This window comes from Kitasatospora sp. NPDC024654 (assembly GCF_055559155.1).
This window is the reverse complement of sequence record NZ_JBVHLF010000037.1, coordinates 1-16,918: the sequence shown is the minus strand read 5'-3', so window position 1 is coordinate 16,918 and position 16,918 is coordinate 1. Positions and strand designations below refer to the sequence as shown.

The following is a 16,918-nucleotide window of genomic DNA, read 5'->3' as shown; positions in this document are numbered from 1 at the left end:
CGAACCCCCGGGGAGCCGGCCGCCACCGGTTCAGGCCCGGCCGGGCGCGGAGGACGGCAGCGGCGTCGGCCGAGTGCGGGGCGGCCCGGCGAGGACGCGGGGGTCGGTCGCCCCCAGCGTGGCCGTGGCCGGCACCGGGGAGCCGCCGGGGACGGGGGAGAGGTCGGCGGGGAGGATCACCAGCGCCGTGGTGCCCCCGTGGTCGCCCGCGCGCAGCTGGATCCGGATGCCGTGGCGCTGCGAGAGGCGGCCGACCACGAAGAGGCCCATGCGGCGGGAGACCGAGACGTCCACGGTGGGCGGGTTGGCCAGGCGCTCGTTGATCTCGGCGAGGTCGTCGGGGTTGAGGCCGATGCCGGTGTCGTGGATCTCGACCAGCACCCGGCCGTCCGGCAGGGCGTGGCCGGTGAGCCGGACCCGGGTCTGCGGGTCGGAGAACGAGGTGGCGTTCTCCAGCAGCTCGGCGAGCAGGTGGACGAGGTCGTTGACGACCCGGCCGGCCACCTCGGTCGGCGGGATGGTGGCGAGTTCGATGCGCTCGTACTGCTCGACCTCGGAGGCGGCGGCGCGCAGCACGTCGACCAGCGGCGCCGGCCGGGTCCACTGCCGGCCCGGGTCCTCGCCCGCGAGGACCAGCAGGTTCTCACCGTTGCGACGCATCCGGGTGGCGAGGTGGTCGAGCTTGAAGAGGCTGGCCAGCTGGTCGGGGTCGGCCTCGCGGCCCTCCAGTTCGGAGATCAGTGAGAGCTGACGCTTGATCAGTCCCTGGCTGCGGCGCGAGAGGTTGGTGAACATCGCGTTGATGTTGCCGCGGAGCAGGGCCTGCTCGGCGGCCAGCCGGACCGCCTCACGGTGCACCTGGTCGAAGGCGTGGGCGACTTGGCCGATCTCGTCGGTGGAGTCGATGCCGATCGGCGCCACCGGGCTGTCCACGGCCTGCGGCGCGGCCTGCGACAACGCCTCGACCACGTCCGGCAGTCGGCGTTCCACCACGTCCTCGGCGGCGCGCTGGAGGCGGGCCAGGCCGCGCACCATCGAGCGGGCCAGCAGGGTGGCACCACCAACCGCGACCAGCAGGACCAGCGAGACCAGCAGGGCGTTGAGCAGCGCGGTGCGGTTGGTGAGCGAACGCAGGTTGGCCGCCTGGGTGTTCATGCCGGCGAGGAGCTGCTGCTCGCCCTGGTGCATCGCCTGGATCCGCGGGCTGGCCAGTGCGTACCAGGTGGTGGCGGACATCGTGGTGGGAGCGGTGGCCGGGCCGTTGGTCTCGCCGAGGAACTGCCGGGTCTGCTGGTCGAGGTCGGCCGAGGAGGGGTCGGCCGGCGTGGCGGCGCCCGGGGTAGCGCTCGGGGCGGCGGAGTCGGTCGCCAGCGGGTCGAGCACGGCCTTGGCCGCCGCCGCGCCGTAGGACGCCCGGAAGGCCTTCAGCAACGCCTGGCGGTCCTGGTCGGCCTGCGCGGCGTACGCCTGGTCGTCCGGGCTGAGCTGGTGCGACGGGCTGGCCAGCGCGGCGGCGATCACCGCGCGGACCACCGACGCGTCGTCCTGCGCCTGCGCGAACTGCTGCAGGGCGTGCGCGGCCCGGATCATCCGGGTGTTGCCGGTGGCCAGTGCCAGGTCCTGGCTCAGGTTGATGGTGCTCTGGATGAGCGTGTCGTAGCCGGCCACGGTCCGCTGTACCGAGCTGCGGCCGGTGGTGGTCGGGGTGAAGGCCTGCTGGCGGATCGTGCCCAGCTGGTCCAGGTCGGCCTGGACGGCCTGCACGCCGATGTCACCGCCCGGCAGGGTGCTGGGCCGTACCGCGGTGATGGCCGCGGCGAACGCGGTGCGCTGCTGGTCGGTGGTGTCGCGGGCGGCCTCGACGGCGGGGTCGGTGCGGCCGGGCTGCGCGGGCAGCACGCCGGCCGAGAGGTCCCGCTCCTCCTCGAGCGCGTCGGCCAGCGAGGTGGCGGAGGCGGCCAGCCGATTGGTGGCGCTGACCGCGCTGAGCGCCTCGCCACGTTGCAGGGAACTCTGCACGCGTAAGCCGCCCAGCACGGTGGCCGCCAGCACGGGCAGTGCGAGCAGCGCGGTCAGCCGGGTCCGGATCCGCCAGTTGCGCGGGGCGTAGGCGCGGGCCGGCCGGGTGGCGGGCGGGGTCTCCTGGTCCGGTGCGGTGGCGCCTCCGGCGCGATGTTCCCCGGCGTGTCGCGTGTTGGCTGCCTGGCGCTTCTCGAATGACCCGTGCACGTTTCTCTAACCCTTGGGAGCCATGTCCCGTGCCGACGCGACGGGACGGACGAATGGGTGGACGGCGGGGGAGGGGGCGGTGGGGGAACGCCGAGGCGGTGGGTTGGGGTCCTGGTGGCCCCTGAGCTCATCCGCACAGGGGTGCGGGTGGCATGGGCATGATGCTATAGCAGCGGATCCACGCTGGGTGACCGAATGACGACGGTTGGCGAGAACTGGCCGCCATGGCGGCTGGGATCAGTGAGACCGGCGGGCCCATGAGGCACACCGTAAGGCCCGCCCGGCCGGCCACCGGGTGGTATTTGCGGAACCCATACGGAACGGGCGGAGGCTCAGTCCCGCCGGGCCGCTCCCGGGCCCGTGCCGTCCTCGCCGCGGAGCGACTGCCGCAGCTCCCGGGGGCTCATCCCGCCGTAGAAGTGCATCAGCACCACCCGGTTGTCCAGACCACTCACCGGCGCCGCCGCGCCGATCCGCAGCGAGCCGTAGCCGTGCTGCGCGTGCACCAGTGGTCGGACGGCACCGTCGAAGAGCCGGGCGCGGGTCTGCCGCGGCGGCTGGGGGACCCGCTGTTCCGTCCAACGTGCCAGCCGGAGCAGCTCCGGGTGCTCGGGGTGGCGGCGCAACATGGCGTCCAGGTGCGGGAGCACCGGCCGCTGCCAGGCCCGGGTGTGGTCTGGGAGCTGGTCGCGGCCCTCCCAGACCATCCACTTGAAGGTGTTGGTCGGGATGACCTGGCCCGGGAAGAGGTCGGCGAAGGCCTGGTTGTGGGCGATCAGGTCCCACCAGGCCGTGGTCGCGTAGGCGATCGGCCCGACCAGGACCTTCCCCGGGGCGTGCTCGGTGGTGTACGCGCTGATGCTGCGCACGAACTCCGCCCAGGTGGACTCGGCGGATACGGACGGTGCGCTGCCGGCGGCCGGCTGCTCCGGAGGTTTCATGAGCACGATTGTGCCTATCTCGCGGTGGCGGCAGGAGGTGGGGGTGGGGGAATGCGCGGTTGCGGGGGTGGGGGGAATGCGGGGTTGCGGGGGGTGGGGGAATGCGGGGCTGTGAGGGGTGGGGGAATGCGGGGTTGCGGGGAGGCGGGGGGAATACGGGGTCGCGGGCTCAGAGATGGTGCGTGCAGTGACCGAAGCGACGACGCAGCTCATCAGGTGTCAGGCCCTGGTAGAAGTGCATCATGATCAACCGGCTGCCCAGACCGCCCATCGGCGCGGCCGCCCCGATGACGAGCGAGCCGTAGCCGTAGCGGTGGTGCAGCACCGGGCGGACGTCGCCGTCCGGGTGCTGGTAGGAGCTCGGGGCGGCCGGGCACTCGATGGTCCGCTCCACCCAGTCGGCCAGCTCCCGCAGTTCGCGCCGGTCGGGGTGCAGCCGCAACAGCGCGTCGAGTTGGGGCAGCGCCCGGGAGAGCCAGTAGGTGGAGTGCTCGGGCAACTGCTCGCGGCCCTCCCAGGCCATCCAGCGGAAGATGTTGGTCGGGATGTCACCCTCGCCGAACATGTCGGCGAAGGCCTGGTTGTACGCGTCGACGTCCCACCACATGTTGGAGGCGTAGGCGAGCGGGCCGACCATGACCTGACCCGGCGCGTGCTCCCGCACCTGGTGGCCGATGGCGGGGACGACGAACCGCCAGTAGGCGCAGAGCTCGCTGGCGGACTCCGGGTCCTGGGCGGTGACCGGAGGGCGCTTGAGCGCGTGCAGGTACAGGTCGATCCGCTCGGGCTCGCGCAGTCGCAGGATCCGGGCGAGGTGGTCGAGCTGCTCCTCGGTGGGCGTCGCCTTGCCGCCCTCGATCCGTTGGTAGTGCCGCGGATCGAGGCTCATCAACTGCGCGACCTGGGCTTGGGTGAGGCCCGGCGCCGAGCGGCCGCGACCACCGGTGCGTGCCGCCATGCCGAGCTCCTGTGGCTTGACCCGGGCTCGGTGGCGCTTGAGGAAGTCGCTCAACCGCTCGGGCTGGTGGGCCGGTTGCCGAGTGGTGCGGCCCGCGGATGGTGTGATCATGTCCGGTCCCGGCGCCCGCCGGATCCTCCCCGGTCGAACGCTTCCCCTCCTGGTGAGCTGATTTAGGTGTACGGGATTTGCGTACAAAAACGTGTCGGCTAGAAGACCTTCCCTGTACGGCTGATCGCTGGCCAGAATCGTGGTCTCGGCGAGCGGATCTTCCCGCCACTGTCCAATGGACAGTCCACTCGGCTCCGTCGTCGCCGTCCCGCCGTCACCGTCACGCCGCGATCGGGGGTGCGCCATGCAGCAGTCTGTCCCGACGGCGCCCGCGCCGACCCGCCGCACGGTCTTCGGAGTACTGCGCACGCTGCGGGAGTTGGGCGATGGACCGCACTACCTGCGGCGGATCGCCGAGGAGGCGCAGATCCCGGTCACGACGGCCCATCACATCCTGGCTGACGCCGCCGACTTCGGCATGGCGGTGCGGGTGGCTCCCGACCACTACTCCTCCCCGGGTTCGTCGTCGCCGCGCCCGTTGGGCACGGGTGCGCTGCCGGCGGATCCGGCTGCCAACTCGCCGGCCACACACAGCGCGCTCGTCACACTACAGTGCGAATGCAATGGCATGGCCCTGTTGTACGCCTCTCTTCTGCCGGCCGAGGCCGCGGCGGTGTGCCTGGACCGCACGTTGGGGCCCTACGAGCGCGAGATCCACTGCGCCCCGGCCGAGCGGCGCGCGCTGTTGTGGCGGACCTCGCTGGAGGCCGGTGCGGTCGGCCGGGTGATCGGTGGTCAGCCGGCCGCCGGCCAGCACGGTTACGACCACGGCCCGGCCCCGATCGCCGGGTTCGACCTGGTGGCCGCGCCGGTCTGGAACGGCGAGAGCTGCGCGGGCGCGGTCGCCGTGCTGCTGCCCAGCTACCGGCTGTCCGCCACCGCGCTGCGCGAGGACATCGCCGCGGCCGTGACGGCGACCGCGGCCGGCCTGAGCCGCGCCGTCAGCGGCAGGGGATGATCCCGGCCCCTTTCCCGGCGCACCGTGCGGACATTACGCTTCCATGACCCGTGGCGGCCGGTCGGTTTGCTCTCAGCGGAAACGGAATGGCGAGGTCGAATTCAGTGCCGGCGTGACCTGTGATCTGATGCAGTGGCCGCCGATTCCCTCGCGCCGGGTGTGCCACGAGTCGTAGCGGCGCTGGTGGGGAGTCGGTGCCGACCACCCACGTCCGAGAGGATTGGTCCGCCTTGCCCGTGTATGTGAACCGGCCCGCCGTGGTTCTACCGCCGCACCGGATACCCCTGCGGCAGATCATCGACGACATCATGATCCGTCATGCCGATCTGCCGAGGATCGCCGTGATTCCCCGGATCCTCGGCCAGTTGCCGGCCCACCGGCACTACAGCCAGCCCTTCGAGGTCGTCACGGGCGAGCGCGAGCCGGCCGAACGCATCCACACGGCCTTCGACGACATCACCGAGATGGGCCTGCGGGCAGCCCGGGCCACCATCGCCGAGGCCGGTCTGAGTGCCGGTGACATCGACTGCGTGGTCACCGTGCACGGCACCGGTGAGGCGGTGCCCGGTCTGGACGTGTTCCTGCACAACGCGCTCGGCCTGCGCCCGGAGGCCGCCTGCCGGCCGGCCAGCCAGCTCGGCTGCGCGGGCGGTGCCCACGCGCTGGCGGTCGCCGCCGAGTTCCTGGCCGCCCACCCCGGCGCCACCGTGCTGGTCGTGCTCGCCGAGTCGCTCAGCTCGCTCTACCACCACACCGACGTCAGCATCGAGCAGATGATCTACAAGGCGCTGTGGGGCGACAGCGCGGTGGCCTGCCTGGTCAGCGACCGGCCGCTGGGCCCGGGGCTGCGCCTCGACGCCTTCTGGGAGTACCTGCTGCCGCACAGCGCCGAGCGCTACCGCAAGCGGGTGGACCGGTACGGCGTGCACTTCGACTCGGAGAAGAGCGCGCTGCGGGCCGTCCCCGACGTGCTGCCCGCGTTGCGGGAGCGGATCCAGGGCGAGGGCTGGAAGCTGGACTTCATCGTCTCGCACACCGGTGGCCCGCGGATCCTCGAGGAACTGGCCGGTGGGCTGGAGCTCGAGCCCGACCTGCTCAGGCACTCCTGGGACTGCCTGAACGAGCAGGGCAACCTCGGCGGGCCGTCCGTCCTCGCGGTCCTGGAGCGCACCCACCGCACGCCCCCGGCCCACGGTGACCGGGGCATGCTGCTCGGCTTCGGCCCCGGCTTCCGCTGCACGGCCGCCCGGGCCACCTGGTGGGTTCCCGAGCAGGCGTGAACCCGGGCCGGGGTCGGCCACGTGAACGAAGTGGTGGGTCCCCGGCAGGGTGGGGCCCACCATCCGGCGTGGTGCCGGAAATGGACGGGGAGCAGCGGTGGCGGTGGAGTCGGGCCGGCCGGTGACGCGGCGTGACGTGGACGAGTTCGCGCGGCAGGAGTTGTGGACGCGCCGGCGGATCGCCAGGTGGCTGGCCGTGTTCCCGCCCTCCGGCGACTCGGCCGGCCGGCCGACTCGCCGGAGGGCGGGCCGTCCCGGCGGCGGAGGCGTCGGCGGTGATCGCCGCGGCCCGCCGGCCCGCCCTGCGCGGGTTGCCCGAGAAGTGGGTGCCGCCACCACCGCCCCGCGAGCTGCTGCTGCTGGTGGCGGAGGTCCTGGTGGTGGACGAGTACCCGTCGGCGCCGGACTGGACGGCGGCCGAGCGCGGGCAGGCGGTGCGCTGGGTGGCGGTGCTGGTCGGGCGGTTCGGCGAGGACGGGGTGCAGAGCCTGGTGCGGGTCCTGACCGACGCACCCTGACGGGCCGTCACGGAGCGGTCGGGGCTCGGGACCGGCCGCCTCCGGGCCGGCGATCCGGCTGGTCAGGTCGCCCAACAGCTCCTGGTAGCCGCGCAGTTCGTACAGCTTGACGGCGGAGTGCAGGTGCCCGGCGGCATCCTCGGACCGGCCCAGCGACTGCAGGAAGTCGGCGAACTGCTGCTCGGCGAGCGCCTGCAGGTGCAGGAATCCGGCCTCGCGGCAGCGGGCCAGCGCCTGCTGCCACCCAGTGTCGGCCTGGAGGCCCGGACCCGGCTCTACACCCCGCCCCGCCCGCCGGCCGGCGGGACACCTCCACTGGCCGGGGCCGGCCCGGCGATCGGCTGGTTCCGCCGCGAGGAGAGCGCGCTGCGCCGGCTGGTGGAGTGCGCCGAGCAGTACGGGCGGACCGAGCAGGCCTGGCAACTGGCCCACCAGGTATGCGTGTTGTACTACAACGAGGGCCGGATGAAGCGGGAGTGGGAGTTCACCGCGCGGTGCGGCCCGCGGGCCGCCGAGGCCTGTGGGGATCCCGGCGACCAGGCCCGACTGCACGCCGACGTGGCACTGGCGCTGATGGAGCAGGGCCGCCGCCCGGACGCCGGCGGGCACCTCGGCCGGGCCGTCGCGCTGGCCGAGTCGGCGGACGACCCGGCGCTGCGCCACCACTGCCGCACCCGGCAAACGCCAACTGCCTGGTCGGGGCCGGGGAGCCGGCGTCGGCGCTGCCGATGATCCGTCAGATCCTGGGCGAGGCGGTCGAGTCGGCGGACCGCCAAGGCGCACAACAACCTGGCGAACGCGCTGGTCCTGGCAGCCAGTCCGGACCTCGCGCGGGAGGCCGCCCGGCTGCTCAGTGCCAGCACCGCCGGCCCGATCCTGGTGCTCGCCACCCAGACCGAGGCGGAGGCACTGCACGCGCTCGGTCGGGCGCAGGCCGCGCTGGCGGCCGGCCGCCGGGCCATGGCACTCGGGCACGCCCAGGGCAACCTGCGGATCGAGGCCTACTGCCGGGAGTTCATCGGCGACGTGCTGCAGAGCCTGGGGCGGATCGGCGAGGCGGTGGAAGAACGACGGCTGGCAGGCGAGTTGGCCGATCGTCAGCACGTCGCCGAGCCGGCCGGCTGAACCGACGGGCCGGGTCGGACGGCTGCCGGCAGCAGGTCAGAAGGACGCCACCGCGTCCCGGGCCCGGATCGCTCGGCGCAGCGCGAGCGGCAACGGACCGCAGCGGGCGGCCAGTTCGGCCAGCCGTCGGCGGTGGGCGCGCCGCACCCGGCAGTCGACCACGATCCGCAGCTGGCCGGCGTCGGCGAGGGCGACCAGGGCGGCGTCGGCCGGCGTGACCCGGCCGAGCGGGCCGCGCAGCGCGCCGGAGACGGCGGTCAACAGCGCCTTGCGGGGCCGCGGGTCGCGGCAGGTGATCCTCCGGGCGGGGAAGAGGCCGAGCACCCGGTGCTCCGCCACCCGGATCCGGCCGTCCGCCGCCAGCTGCTCGCGCACCGCACGGGTGGTGTGCCGGCGGCTCGTCATCCAGGCCCTCCAGGGGCGCAACCGGGCGTCGCGGATCCGCTGGAGTGCCTCGGCGAGCAGCGGATCGAGGTCGGCGGGGGCCGGGCCGGTCGCGACGGCGCAGCCGCGCTCGTCGCGCAGCAGGCCGCGCTGGAACAGCTCGGTGAGGACGGCGGCGCGCAGCAGGAGATCGAGGTTGTGCCGGCCGGTGAGGCGCTCGCGCTCGGGGTCGAGGGCCAGTAGGAAGAGCTTCGAGGGAAGGGTGTCGGTGTCGGGCAGGTCCACGGCGGACTCCTCGCGGCTCGACGGGTTACGGCTGGGGTGGGGCTGCGGCCTCGGCGGCCCCGGCCTCGGCGGGTTCGGCTTCCTTGGGGGGCCGCCCGCGCCGGGGGAGCCGGGCCACGCCGCCCGGCATCCGCCCGCCGTCGGCCAGGGCTCTGCGGAGCAGGAACTCGATCTGCGCGTTGGTGCTGCGCAACTCGTCCGCCGCCCAGCGGGCGAGCGCGTCGTGGACGGCGGGGTCCAGGCGCAGCAGGATCTTCTTCCGCTCCGTCGCCACCGGGTCGTCTCCTACTGGTAGAGGGAGCCGGTGTTGACGACCGGCTGGGTGCCCCGGTCGCCGCAGAGCACCACCAGGAGGTTGCTGACCATGGCGGCCTTGCGCTCCTCGTCCAGCTCCACCACGTCCCGCTCGGCGAGGCGGTCCAGGGCGAGTTCCACCATGCCGACCGCGCCCTCCACGATCATCCGCCGGGCGGCGACCACGGCACCGGCTTGCTGACGCTGCAGCATGACCTGGGCGACCTCGGGCGCGTAGGCGAGCCGGGTGATCCGGGACTCGATCACCCGCACACCCGCCGAGGCGACCCGGCTGGCGATCTCGGCGGAGAGCTTGCGGGTGATCTCGTCGGCGCTGTCGCGCAGCGAGAGCTGGCCCTCCTGGTGCGCGTCGTAAGGGTAGCTGTTGGCGATGTGGCGCACCGCCGTCTCGGTCTGGATGCCGACGAACGCGACGAAGTCGTCCACCTCGAAGACCGCCTTCGCGGTGTCCTCGACCTGCCAGACCACCACCGCGGCCATCTGGATCGGGTTGCCGTCGGCGTCGTTGACCTTGGTGGTCTCGGTCTCGTGGTTGCGGATCCTGGTGGAGATCCGGCGGCGACTGGTGAACGGGTTGACCCAGCTCAGGCCGGACTGGCGGATCGTCCCGCGGTAGCGGCCGAGCAGCTGGACCACCCGGGCCTGGCCGGGGGCGACCGCGGTCAGGCCGGCGGCCAGCAGCACCCCGGTGAGGACGGCCAGTGGGCCGACCACCACCAGGGTGATGCCGAGCGCGGTCGAGCGGCCGGCCTCCTCGACCAGGCCCCAGACAAGCAGACCGGCGCCGGCCAGCAGGACGAGCAGGGCGAGGGCGAGCATCGGCAGGCCGGGTGCGCCGGTCAGGGGCCGCTCGGTGACCTTGGCGTCGGGCATCCGCAGGTCGAGGCCGTCGGGCGTGCCGGCGGTCAGCGTGCCGATGGGGGAGGCGCTGCGCTCGGGCGCGCCGTCGTTGCTGTGCTGAGCGGCCATCGGGCCGGCTCCTCTCATCCGGTGTTCGCAGGCACGAACCTATCATAGTGATATCACTTTTTCTGGCGTCGAAACCCTTGGCCGTCCAGCTGAGGAGGGCCGGGCCGGTTGAGGAGGGCCGGGTTCAGTGCCAGCCGGCGGCGGACCGGCGGGGCCGGTGCCGGCGGGCGGCGGCCGCATTGGTGCAGATCACGCCGAACAGCCGGGCACCGCCGGGGGAGGCGCAGACCAGCGTGGCGGCCCGGGTCGGGTCGCCGGTCCAGAAGGCGAAGGCCGGGTCGGTGCCGAGGTCGTCGACCAGCATGATCCCGCCCGGTGGCAGCACGTGGGCGACCTGGTCCAGCTCGAACGCGGCGGTGGGGGTGGCGGGCCTGGCGTGGTGCACGAACACGCCCACCGTGCCCAGCTCCCGGACCAGCCCGGCCAACTGCCGCCGGCTCGACCCCTGGACGCGGGTCCAGCGTTCCCGGTGTAGCTCCGGCACGGCCGCGGGCCGCCGCGGGCCCGGTGGCTCGACGCTCCACAGCCGGCCGTGGCCGTTGTGCTCCAGTGCCTCCAGCGCGAGGCGGCTGACCGCCCCGCCGGCCGCCCCGCTCTCCAGGACCACCTCGGGGCGGCGGTGCAGCACCGCGCATCGGACGGCGCGGGCCGGTGCCCAGTCGCCGTCGCTCCCGTCCGTGGTGGTCCACGGGCAGGGCCACGGTGCGCCGAGCAGGTGGTGCAGCCCGGCCTCCCACGCCTCGTCCGCCTGGTAGGTCACCGGCCGCTCGCGCCACCGGCCCAGCTCCGCCGGCAGCGACAGCACCGCCTCCACCGGGTCTGCGGCGAACGTCCGTGCGATCCGCCGCATCCGGTGCCGCGCACGTCCGGGCGCACCGTGGGCCATACCGTCAGGATAGACGCGCTCCGTCACCCCATCGCCGCATCCGGGTCGCGCCCGCCACCGCCAACCGGCGGACACGCCCTGTAGTGGTGCGGATCCGCAGCGCGAGCACGTGACGGCGTTACCCTCCCTTTGCCAACGGGGAAGTGACGTCAGGTCAGGGGCAACGAAAGGGGGACCGGTGACGCAGGACACCACGGTCGCCGAGGACGGCGTGGTCGGTCGGCTGTGGGCGGTGCGCATCGCCGCCTACGGGCATCCCAGCTCCGGCGTGCTGCAGGTGGTCTGTGCGGACACCCGCTGCCGGACCGCCCACCGGCGCTTCACCGAGCCGGCGAAGGCGCGCGAGGCCGCGCTGGAGCACCTGGCCGCGCACGCCCGCCGGGCCGGGGCCCTGCCGCCCCTGCTCTACTGTCGTTGCCGCTCGGAGGACCACGCCTGGCACGCGGGGCGGATCCGCTGCACGGGCGGGGGCGTTCGGGTGCTCTCGGTGGACGCGACCCGGACCTCCTGGCGGATGGTCGAGACCTGCCGGGCCTGCGCGGGGTTGATGCCGCGGGCCAAGCTGCTCACCGGCGCCGTCGGCCGGCCCGCCGGACCCCCGGTGCCGGGCGTGGCGAGTGCCGGGGATGCCGGAAGTCCGGCGGCTCCGGCGGATCAGGCCGCGAACCTGCCCCGGCAGTCTGCCGCGCGCGCCGCCACCACCGCGCTGTTCTCGGCGGCCGCCACCGCGCCGGTGTTCGCGGAGGCACCTGCCTCGTGGTCGGGGCCGGTGCAGCGGAGACCCGCTCGCGAGCCCGCCGTCCGTCAGCCCGTCCGTCAGCCCGTCCGTCAGCCGGCCTGGCGGGGTGCCGGTCACCGTCTGGCCGTGCAGCGGGCGCTGAGCTGCGAGCTGTGCGAGGCGCAGGGCGTCCACAACCCGCCGCCCGCCGCGGCCGGCGCCGTCCCGCGGCCGGCTCCCGAGCCGCCCTCCGCGCAGTCGTCATCCGCCGAACCGGCGCCGGTGGTCAAGGCGTTGCTCACCGCCCGGCAGGGGGACACCGCCCGGATGATCCTGGCGCACGCCGCGACGTTCCAACTGCCCACCACGGACGTCCGGTTGCTGGCCACCCTGGTCGCGGTACGGGCCGCCCGGGAGGGGCGCGCCAACCTGGTCGCGGCCGACGTCGCGGGGTTGCGACTGGCCGAACCGCAGCAGGCGCTCGACCTGCTGGTGGCGCTCGGCTGGCGGTTCACCGCCTCGCCGCTCACCAGTGACCCGTCCAGGCCCGCCGTGGTCGAGGTGCCCGGGCTGGGACCGGACGGACCGCTGGAGGTCAGCGCCAAGGCCCGGGCCAGGATCGGCGGTTGGTTCGCCCGGACGATCGCCGCCCGGCCGCTGCGGAAGGCCGGCAGCGCGACCCGGCTCGCCGCGCTGTACCTGGCGGCCCACGCGAACCCCGACGGGGGCCCCGGCCCGTTGCCCCAACTCCCCTCCGGCGTCGGCGCCGACCACCTGCGGGAGCTGCTCGACACGGGTTGGCTGGCCGCTCTCGACCAGGACGGCTACCAACTCGCCGAGGCGCTGAGGCCGTTCGTTCCGGCCGACGCGACCCAGCCGGCGCCCGGCCGGCCCGACGGCGTGCTCAGCCTCAGCGAGCGCCAGGCCGTGGCCTGCGATCTGCTCGACACCAGCCCGGTGCGGTTCGCCCGTTGGCTCGCGGAGTACTGGGAGGCGCACGGTCACGGCCCCGGTCGCAGTGTCTTCATCGCCGCCAACTGGCCTACCGCGCCCGAGGAGGCCGGCCAGTACGCGCTGGACCGGCTCGGCCACACCGCCTGGGTCGCCGGTGCCCGCGAGCCCTACGCGCTGCGGCCCGGGGACGCCTACCGGACTCCGGAGCAGTGGCAGGCCCAGCAGGCCCAACAGGGTCAGCGGGTGCAACAGCAAGGTGCCGGTGGTCGGCGGCCCGAGCGGGGTTGGTCCGCTGTGCGACGGCCGCCACTGCCACCCGAAGTCGCCGCCCGCAACGAGGAGTTGCGGCGCCGGGTGCGCAGCGGGGAGATCAGCCCGAAGCGGGCCAAGAAGGAGCGGGAGAAGGACAACGCCCGGCGCCGCGCGCAGTCCGGTGACGGGGCGGAGGGCAGCTGAGGGACGGCCGCCGTGGGGGGATATCGTTGCGGTCGAGGTGTGTTGACTGAGTGTCAGCTGAGCGAACGCCGTGGCGGACCTGAAAGGGTCCGCCTTTCGGCATGGCTGCCGGTTCCGCCCGGAAATGTGCGGATTGACGCAAGTTAGCGCGAGTTAGCGCAGGTTGGCGCGGGTCGGCGCCGGGTCGGCGGGAAGTCGGACGAGCTGTGGGCTGGGCGGGTCCCTGGCGGGGATTCTGTGATTTTCCTGAGAAAGCCATTGCTTGGCATGTCCGGCTAAACCTACCGTCGTGTTCGCCGCTGCGACCCGTGCGGCCCGGCGGTTCGAACCACCGCCGGTGCTCGCGAGCGGCCCGGCCCGACGGTGCCCCACGCCGAACGGCCAACCCCCACAGATCGGTTCACTGATTCAGAGGAGCACGAGCTTGCGTACCTCTCCCCACCCCGCGGCCCGGCGTACCGCGCTGGCCCTCACCGCCGCGGCGGGTCTCGCTCTCTCGGCCTTCGGCGCGGTCGCGCCGGCCCAGGCCGCGACGGCGCAGAACGCGCACCACAAGGTGACCTACACCCGTTCCTGCGCGGAGCCGAAGGCCGGATACATGGCCTGTAACGCACTCCGGGTCACCGGCGGCGAAACCGTCAAGACCCACCTGGCCAGGGCCAACTCGGCGCACGCCGTGGCGGACACGGTCTCCGGCTACGGCCCGTCCGACATCCAGAGCGCCTACGACCTGGCCTCGGCGGCCGCCTCCAACGGCGCCGGCGAGACCGTGGCGATCGTCGACGCCCAGGACGACCCCAACGCCGAGTCGGACCTGGCCACCTACCGCAGCCAGTTCGGGCTGCCCGCGTGCACCTCGGCCAACGGCTGCTTCAGCAAGGTCGACGAGAACGGTGGCACCAACTACCCGTCGCCCGACTCGGGTTGGGCCGGCGAGATCTCCCTCGACCTGGACATGGTCAGCGCCACCTGCCCGAACTGCAACATCCTGCTGGTCGAGGCCAACTCCGCCAGCACCGATGACCTGGGCACCGCGGTGAACGAGGCGGTCTCGCTGGGCGCCAAGTTCGTCTCCAACAGCTACGGCGGCTCGGAGTCGGCGGACGAGACCTCGGCCGACTCGTACTACAACCACCCGGGCGTCGCCATCACCGCCTCGGCGGGCGACAGCGGCTACGGCGTCGAGTACCCGGCCGCCTCGCCGTACGTCACCGCGGTCGGCGGCACCTCGCTGACCCAGGACTCCAGCGCCCGTGGCTGGAGCGAGTCGGTCTGGAACACCAGCAGCACCGAGGGCACCGGCTCCGGCTGCTCCGCCTACGAGCCCAAGCCGAGCTGGCAGACCGACAGCGATTGCTCCAACCGGACCGTCGCCGACGTCTCCGCGGTCGCGGACCCGGCCACCGGTGTCGCCGTCTACGACACCTACGGTGCCTCCGGCTGGAACGTCTACGGTGGCACCAGCGCCGCCTCGCCGATCATCGCCAGCGTCTACGCGCTGGCCGGCACCCCGAGCGCGAACATCCCGGCGGCGGACGCGTACGCCAACCCGTCCGCGCTGAACGACGTGACCTCGGGCTCCAACGGTGACTGCGGCGGCTCGTACCTCTGCACCGCCGGCCCGGGCTACGACGGCCCGACCGGTCTGGGCACCCCGAACGGCACGGCGGCCTTCACCGGCTGACCCCGCCACCCCGGGCCGGCCACCGGCCGCCCACCCCGCCAAGCGGCCCGGCCCGCGGAGCGCCCGAGCGCCCCGCGGGCTGCGGCGTTCGGCGGCGGGGGACGCCGCTCCCGCGTCCTTCGTGCCTTCCGCCGCTCCCGCTGGAGACGCCGAGCGCCCGGGCCATCCCCTCAAGGGGATGGCCCGGGCGCTCGGTTGAGCCGGCCCGCTTCAGGAACAGGCGGTGGGCGACGGCTTCGCCGACGGGTCTCCGCTCGGCGAGGGGCTGGCGCTCGGCTTGCCGCTCTCCGACGGGCTCGGCGAGGCCGAAGCGGACGCCGAGGGCGAAGGGGACGCCGACGCCGAAGCACTCGGCGACGGCGAGGGGCTCGGCGAGCCGCTCGGGGACGGGCCGGCCGTCGCCGAAGCGCTCGGGGACGGGCAGCTGGTCGGGCCCGTCGTCGGCGACGGCGAGGGGCTCGGCTTGCCACTGGCCGACGGGCTCGGCGAGGGCGACGGCGAGGCCGGGGCCGACGCCGAGGCCGTCGGGCTGGGCACCGTGACGGTGCCCGTGGCGCTGACCGTCGGCTGCGGCGTCGGGCTACCCGTCGGTGCCGGGGTGCCGCTCGGGGTCGGCGCCGGGGAGGTGCTCGACGCCACCGGTCCTGGCACGGCCGGGCCGCCACCAGGCGTGCCCGTCGCGTACGGTCCGCCCGGGTTGGGCAGGGCCGGCAGGTCCGGGGTGGTCAGCACACCGGTGCTGAAGTAGCGGATCCAGCTCTCGACCGTGTTCATGTAGTCGGTCGAGTCGTTGTAGCTGAGGATCGCGCGGTCCAGCTGCGACTTCTGGGACAGGTCCCGGCCGTCGGCGCAGAGGTAGCGGCCGGCGGTGAGCGCCGCGTCGAAGATGTTGTTCGGGTCCGCCTTGCCGTCCCCGTTGCCGTCCGTGCCCCAAACCGCCCAGGTGGACGGGATGAACTGCATCGGGCCGACCGCTCGGTCCCAGGCCGCGCCGCCGTCGAAGATCCCGTTGTTGCTGGCCGGGATGGCGGCGGTGCCGTCGGTGCCGTTCAGCAGTGGGCCGAGGATCGGCGTGAAGGTGGTGCCGTTCTGGTCCACCCGGCCGCCGTCGGCCTGGTCGGACTCGACCTGGCCGATCCCGGCGAGCATCGCCCACTGCAGGTGGCAGCCGGGCTCGGTCTGCGAGAGCGTCTGCTCCGCCTTGTAGTAAGCGGCGTAGACGGTGGCGGGCAGGACCGCCCCGCCCACGTCCACGGTCGGCTGGGTGCCGGGCAGCTGCGCGCCGCCGGGGGTGCCCGGCGCGCTGGTGGGCGGCTGCGACAGGGCGCCACCGGGGCGTCCGCCGTCCGCCGGGAAGGTACCGGCCACCGGAGCGGAGGCCCCGGGCAGGCCGGCGGACCCGGTTGCCGCCGCCGCGGCGGTGGGGGTGATGCTCAGCAGGGGATTGCCCGAGGCCGAGAGCACGGCCAGGGCGGCTACTGTCACCGCCGTCCCCCGGAATGTTCGTCCGTCAATTCGCCACGCCATGCGTGTATGCCCTCCCGATGATCGGTCCGTCTAATGACCGGCTCGACACTATGTCATCACGACACGACAACGGGAGGTGTGGTCCCCACCCCTCTGGCGGCGGGTGAGGCCGGTTGGTTCCAGGGGGTGGTGGGTGTCTGTTATGTGCTGAAATCGCCGGAGCGCACGGTGGACCCCGACGTGCTTCGGCGGGGCAACTCCGCTGGCCCCTCGGGCAGTTCGATCGGCCCGTCTGGCCGTCGAAGTCTGCACTGCGGTGTTCTGTCTTCGACTGAATCGCCCCAAAGGTGGCCAATTTACCCGAAGCTTGCCTGCCGCCTCCGCGGACCGTTCAACGCACGGGCTACGCCCGGCCCACGGGTCGACGAAGCCCCGGTGAAGGGATCACCACACGAGCGCGCCGGAGGCCGGGCGGCGCTCCACGGCACGGCGCTGCCGGGTCGTCCCGGCGACGACGTCGGGTGGGCCGCCCTGTCGGGGAAGCGGGTGCGTGCGGGTCGCCCCCGGATACCGGCCCCCGAACGCAGCAGCGGGGGGGGGGGGGGGGGGGGGGGGGGGGGGGGGGGGGGGGGGGGGGGGGGGGGGGGGGGGGGGGGGGGGGGGGGGGGGGGGGGGGGGGG

Annotated in this window: 15 protein-coding genes; 7 read left to right on the top strand and 8 right to left on the bottom strand. The window is 74.0% G+C overall.

Going from position 1 to position 16,918, the window contains the following annotated elements; translation table 11 throughout:
* Positions 1 to 30: 30 nt before the first annotated feature.
* From ACZ38L_RS21875 to ACZ38L_RS21865, 3 genes are all read right to left on the bottom strand, one after another.
* A complete protein-coding gene (locus ACZ38L_RS21875; protein ID WP_465696057.1) occupies positions 31 to 2,229 on the bottom strand; it encodes a sensor histidine kinase in 2,199 nt (732 codons plus the stop codon).
* A 332-nt stretch (positions 2,230 to 2,561) separates the two neighbouring features.
* A complete protein-coding gene (locus ACZ38L_RS21870; RefSeq protein WP_465696055.1) occupies positions 2,562 to 3,170 on the bottom strand; it encodes a hypothetical protein in 609 nt (202 codons plus the stop codon).
* A 169-nt stretch (positions 3,171 to 3,339) separates the two neighbouring features.
* Positions 3,340 to 4,239 carry a helix-turn-helix domain-containing protein gene (locus ACZ38L_RS21865; protein ID WP_465696052.1) on the bottom strand — a complete coding sequence of 300 codons (900 nt, stop codon included), beginning with the start codon at positions 4,237 to 4,239 and terminating at the stop codon, positions 3,340 to 3,342.
* 244 nt (positions 4,240 to 4,483) lie between these two features.
* Here ACZ38L_RS21865 and ACZ38L_RS21860 point away from each other — a divergent pair, with 244 nt between their 5' ends.
* The 5 genes from ACZ38L_RS21860 to ACZ38L_RS21840 all read left to right on the top strand — a co-directional run bounded on the left by ACZ38L_RS21860 (position 4,484) and on the right by ACZ38L_RS21840 (position 8,120).
* A complete protein-coding gene (locus ACZ38L_RS21860) occupies positions 4,484 to 5,197 on the top strand; it encodes a hypothetical protein (RefSeq protein ID WP_465696049.1) in 714 nt (237 codons plus the stop codon).
* 236 nt (positions 5,198 to 5,433) lie between these two features.
* Positions 5,434 to 6,477 carry a PhlD gene (locus tag ACZ38L_RS21855; protein ID WP_465696189.1) on the top strand — a complete coding sequence of 348 codons (1,044 nt, stop codon included), beginning with the start codon at positions 5,434 to 5,436 and terminating at the stop codon, positions 6,475 to 6,477.
* 275 nt (positions 6,478 to 6,752) lie between these two features.
* Positions 6,753 to 6,995, top strand: coding sequence for a hypothetical protein (locus ACZ38L_RS21850; protein WP_465696045.1), 243 nt, complete (start codon positions 6,753 to 6,755; stop codon positions 6,993 to 6,995).
* Positions 6,996 to 7,118: 123 nt separating this feature from the next.
* Positions 7,119 to 7,727, top strand: a complete 609-nt coding sequence (locus tag ACZ38L_RS21845; protein ID WP_465696043.1) for a hypothetical protein — start codon at positions 7,119 to 7,121, stop codon at positions 7,725 to 7,727.
* 147 nt (positions 7,728 to 7,874) lie between these two features.
* A complete protein-coding gene (locus ACZ38L_RS21840) occupies positions 7,875 to 8,120 on the top strand; it encodes a hypothetical protein (protein ID WP_465696040.1) in 246 nt (81 codons plus the stop codon).
* A 36-nt stretch (positions 8,121 to 8,156) separates the two neighbouring features.
* On the opposite strand, the gene ACZ38L_RS21835 is transcribed toward ACZ38L_RS21840, so the two are convergent.
* The 4 genes from ACZ38L_RS21835 to ACZ38L_RS21820 form a co-directional block, all read right to left on the bottom strand.
* Entirely contained in the window at positions 8,157 to 8,789 is a 633-nt protein-coding gene (locus ACZ38L_RS21835; RefSeq protein ID WP_465696038.1) for a GOLPH3/VPS74 family protein, read from the bottom strand.
* Between the two features lie 25 nt (positions 8,790 to 8,814).
* Positions 8,815 to 9,063, bottom strand: a complete 249-nt coding sequence (locus ACZ38L_RS21830) for a type II toxin-antitoxin system antitoxin (protein WP_465696036.1) — start codon at positions 9,061 to 9,063, stop codon at positions 8,815 to 8,817.
* A gap of 11 nt (positions 9,064 to 9,074) precedes the next feature.
* Positions 9,075 to 10,073 carry an SPFH domain-containing protein gene (locus tag ACZ38L_RS21825; protein ID WP_465696034.1) on the bottom strand — a complete coding sequence of 333 codons (999 nt, stop codon included), beginning with the start codon at positions 10,071 to 10,073 and terminating at the stop codon, positions 9,075 to 9,077.
* Positions 10,074 to 10,197: 124 nt separating this feature from the next.
* Positions 10,198 to 10,959 carry a class I SAM-dependent methyltransferase gene (locus ACZ38L_RS21820; protein ID WP_465696032.1) on the bottom strand — a complete coding sequence of 254 codons (762 nt, stop codon included), beginning with the start codon at positions 10,957 to 10,959 and terminating at the stop codon, positions 10,198 to 10,200.
* Positions 10,960 to 11,137: 178 nt separating this feature from the next.
* On the opposite strand from ACZ38L_RS21820, the gene ACZ38L_RS21815 reads away from it, so the two are divergent.
* Together ACZ38L_RS21815 and ACZ38L_RS21810 are read left to right on the top strand one after the other, a co-directional pair.
* Positions 11,138 to 13,087 carry a hypothetical protein gene (locus ACZ38L_RS21815; protein WP_465696029.1) on the top strand — a complete coding sequence of 650 codons (1,950 nt, stop codon included), beginning with the start codon at positions 11,138 to 11,140 and terminating at the stop codon, positions 13,085 to 13,087.
* 424 nt (positions 13,088 to 13,511) lie between these two features.
* A complete protein-coding gene (locus ACZ38L_RS21810) occupies positions 13,512 to 14,771 on the top strand; it encodes a S53 family peptidase (protein WP_465696027.1) in 1,260 nt (419 codons plus the stop codon).
* Between the two features lie 210 nt (positions 14,772 to 14,981).
* On the opposite strand, the gene ACZ38L_RS21805 is transcribed toward ACZ38L_RS21810, so the two are convergent.
* Positions 14,982 to 16,256, bottom strand: a complete 1,275-nt coding sequence (locus ACZ38L_RS21805; RefSeq protein WP_465696025.1) for a lytic transglycosylase domain-containing protein — start codon at positions 16,254 to 16,256, stop codon at positions 14,982 to 14,984.
* Positions 16,257 to 16,918 lie beyond the last annotated feature (662 nt).

Coding starts and splice junctions, on each gene's coding strand:
- ACZ38L_RS21870 (WP_465696055.1), bottom strand. CDS start 3,170: ATGAAACCTCCGGAGCAGCCGGCCGCCGGCAGCGCACCGTCCGTATCC.
- ACZ38L_RS21865 (WP_465696052.1), bottom strand. CDS start 4,239: ATGATCACACCATCCGCGGGCCGCACCACTCGGCAACCGGCCCACCAG.
- ACZ38L_RS21860 (WP_465696049.1), top strand. CDS start 4,484: ATGCAGCAGTCTGTCCCGACGGCGCCCGCGCCGACCCGCCGCACGGTC.
- ACZ38L_RS21825 (WP_465696034.1), bottom strand. CDS start 10,073: ATGGCCGCTCAGCACAGCAACGACGGCGCGCCCGAGCGCAGCGCCTCC.
- ACZ38L_RS21820 (WP_465696032.1), bottom strand. CDS start 10,959: ATGGCCCACGGTGCGCCCGGACGTGCGCGGCACCGGATGCGGCGGATC.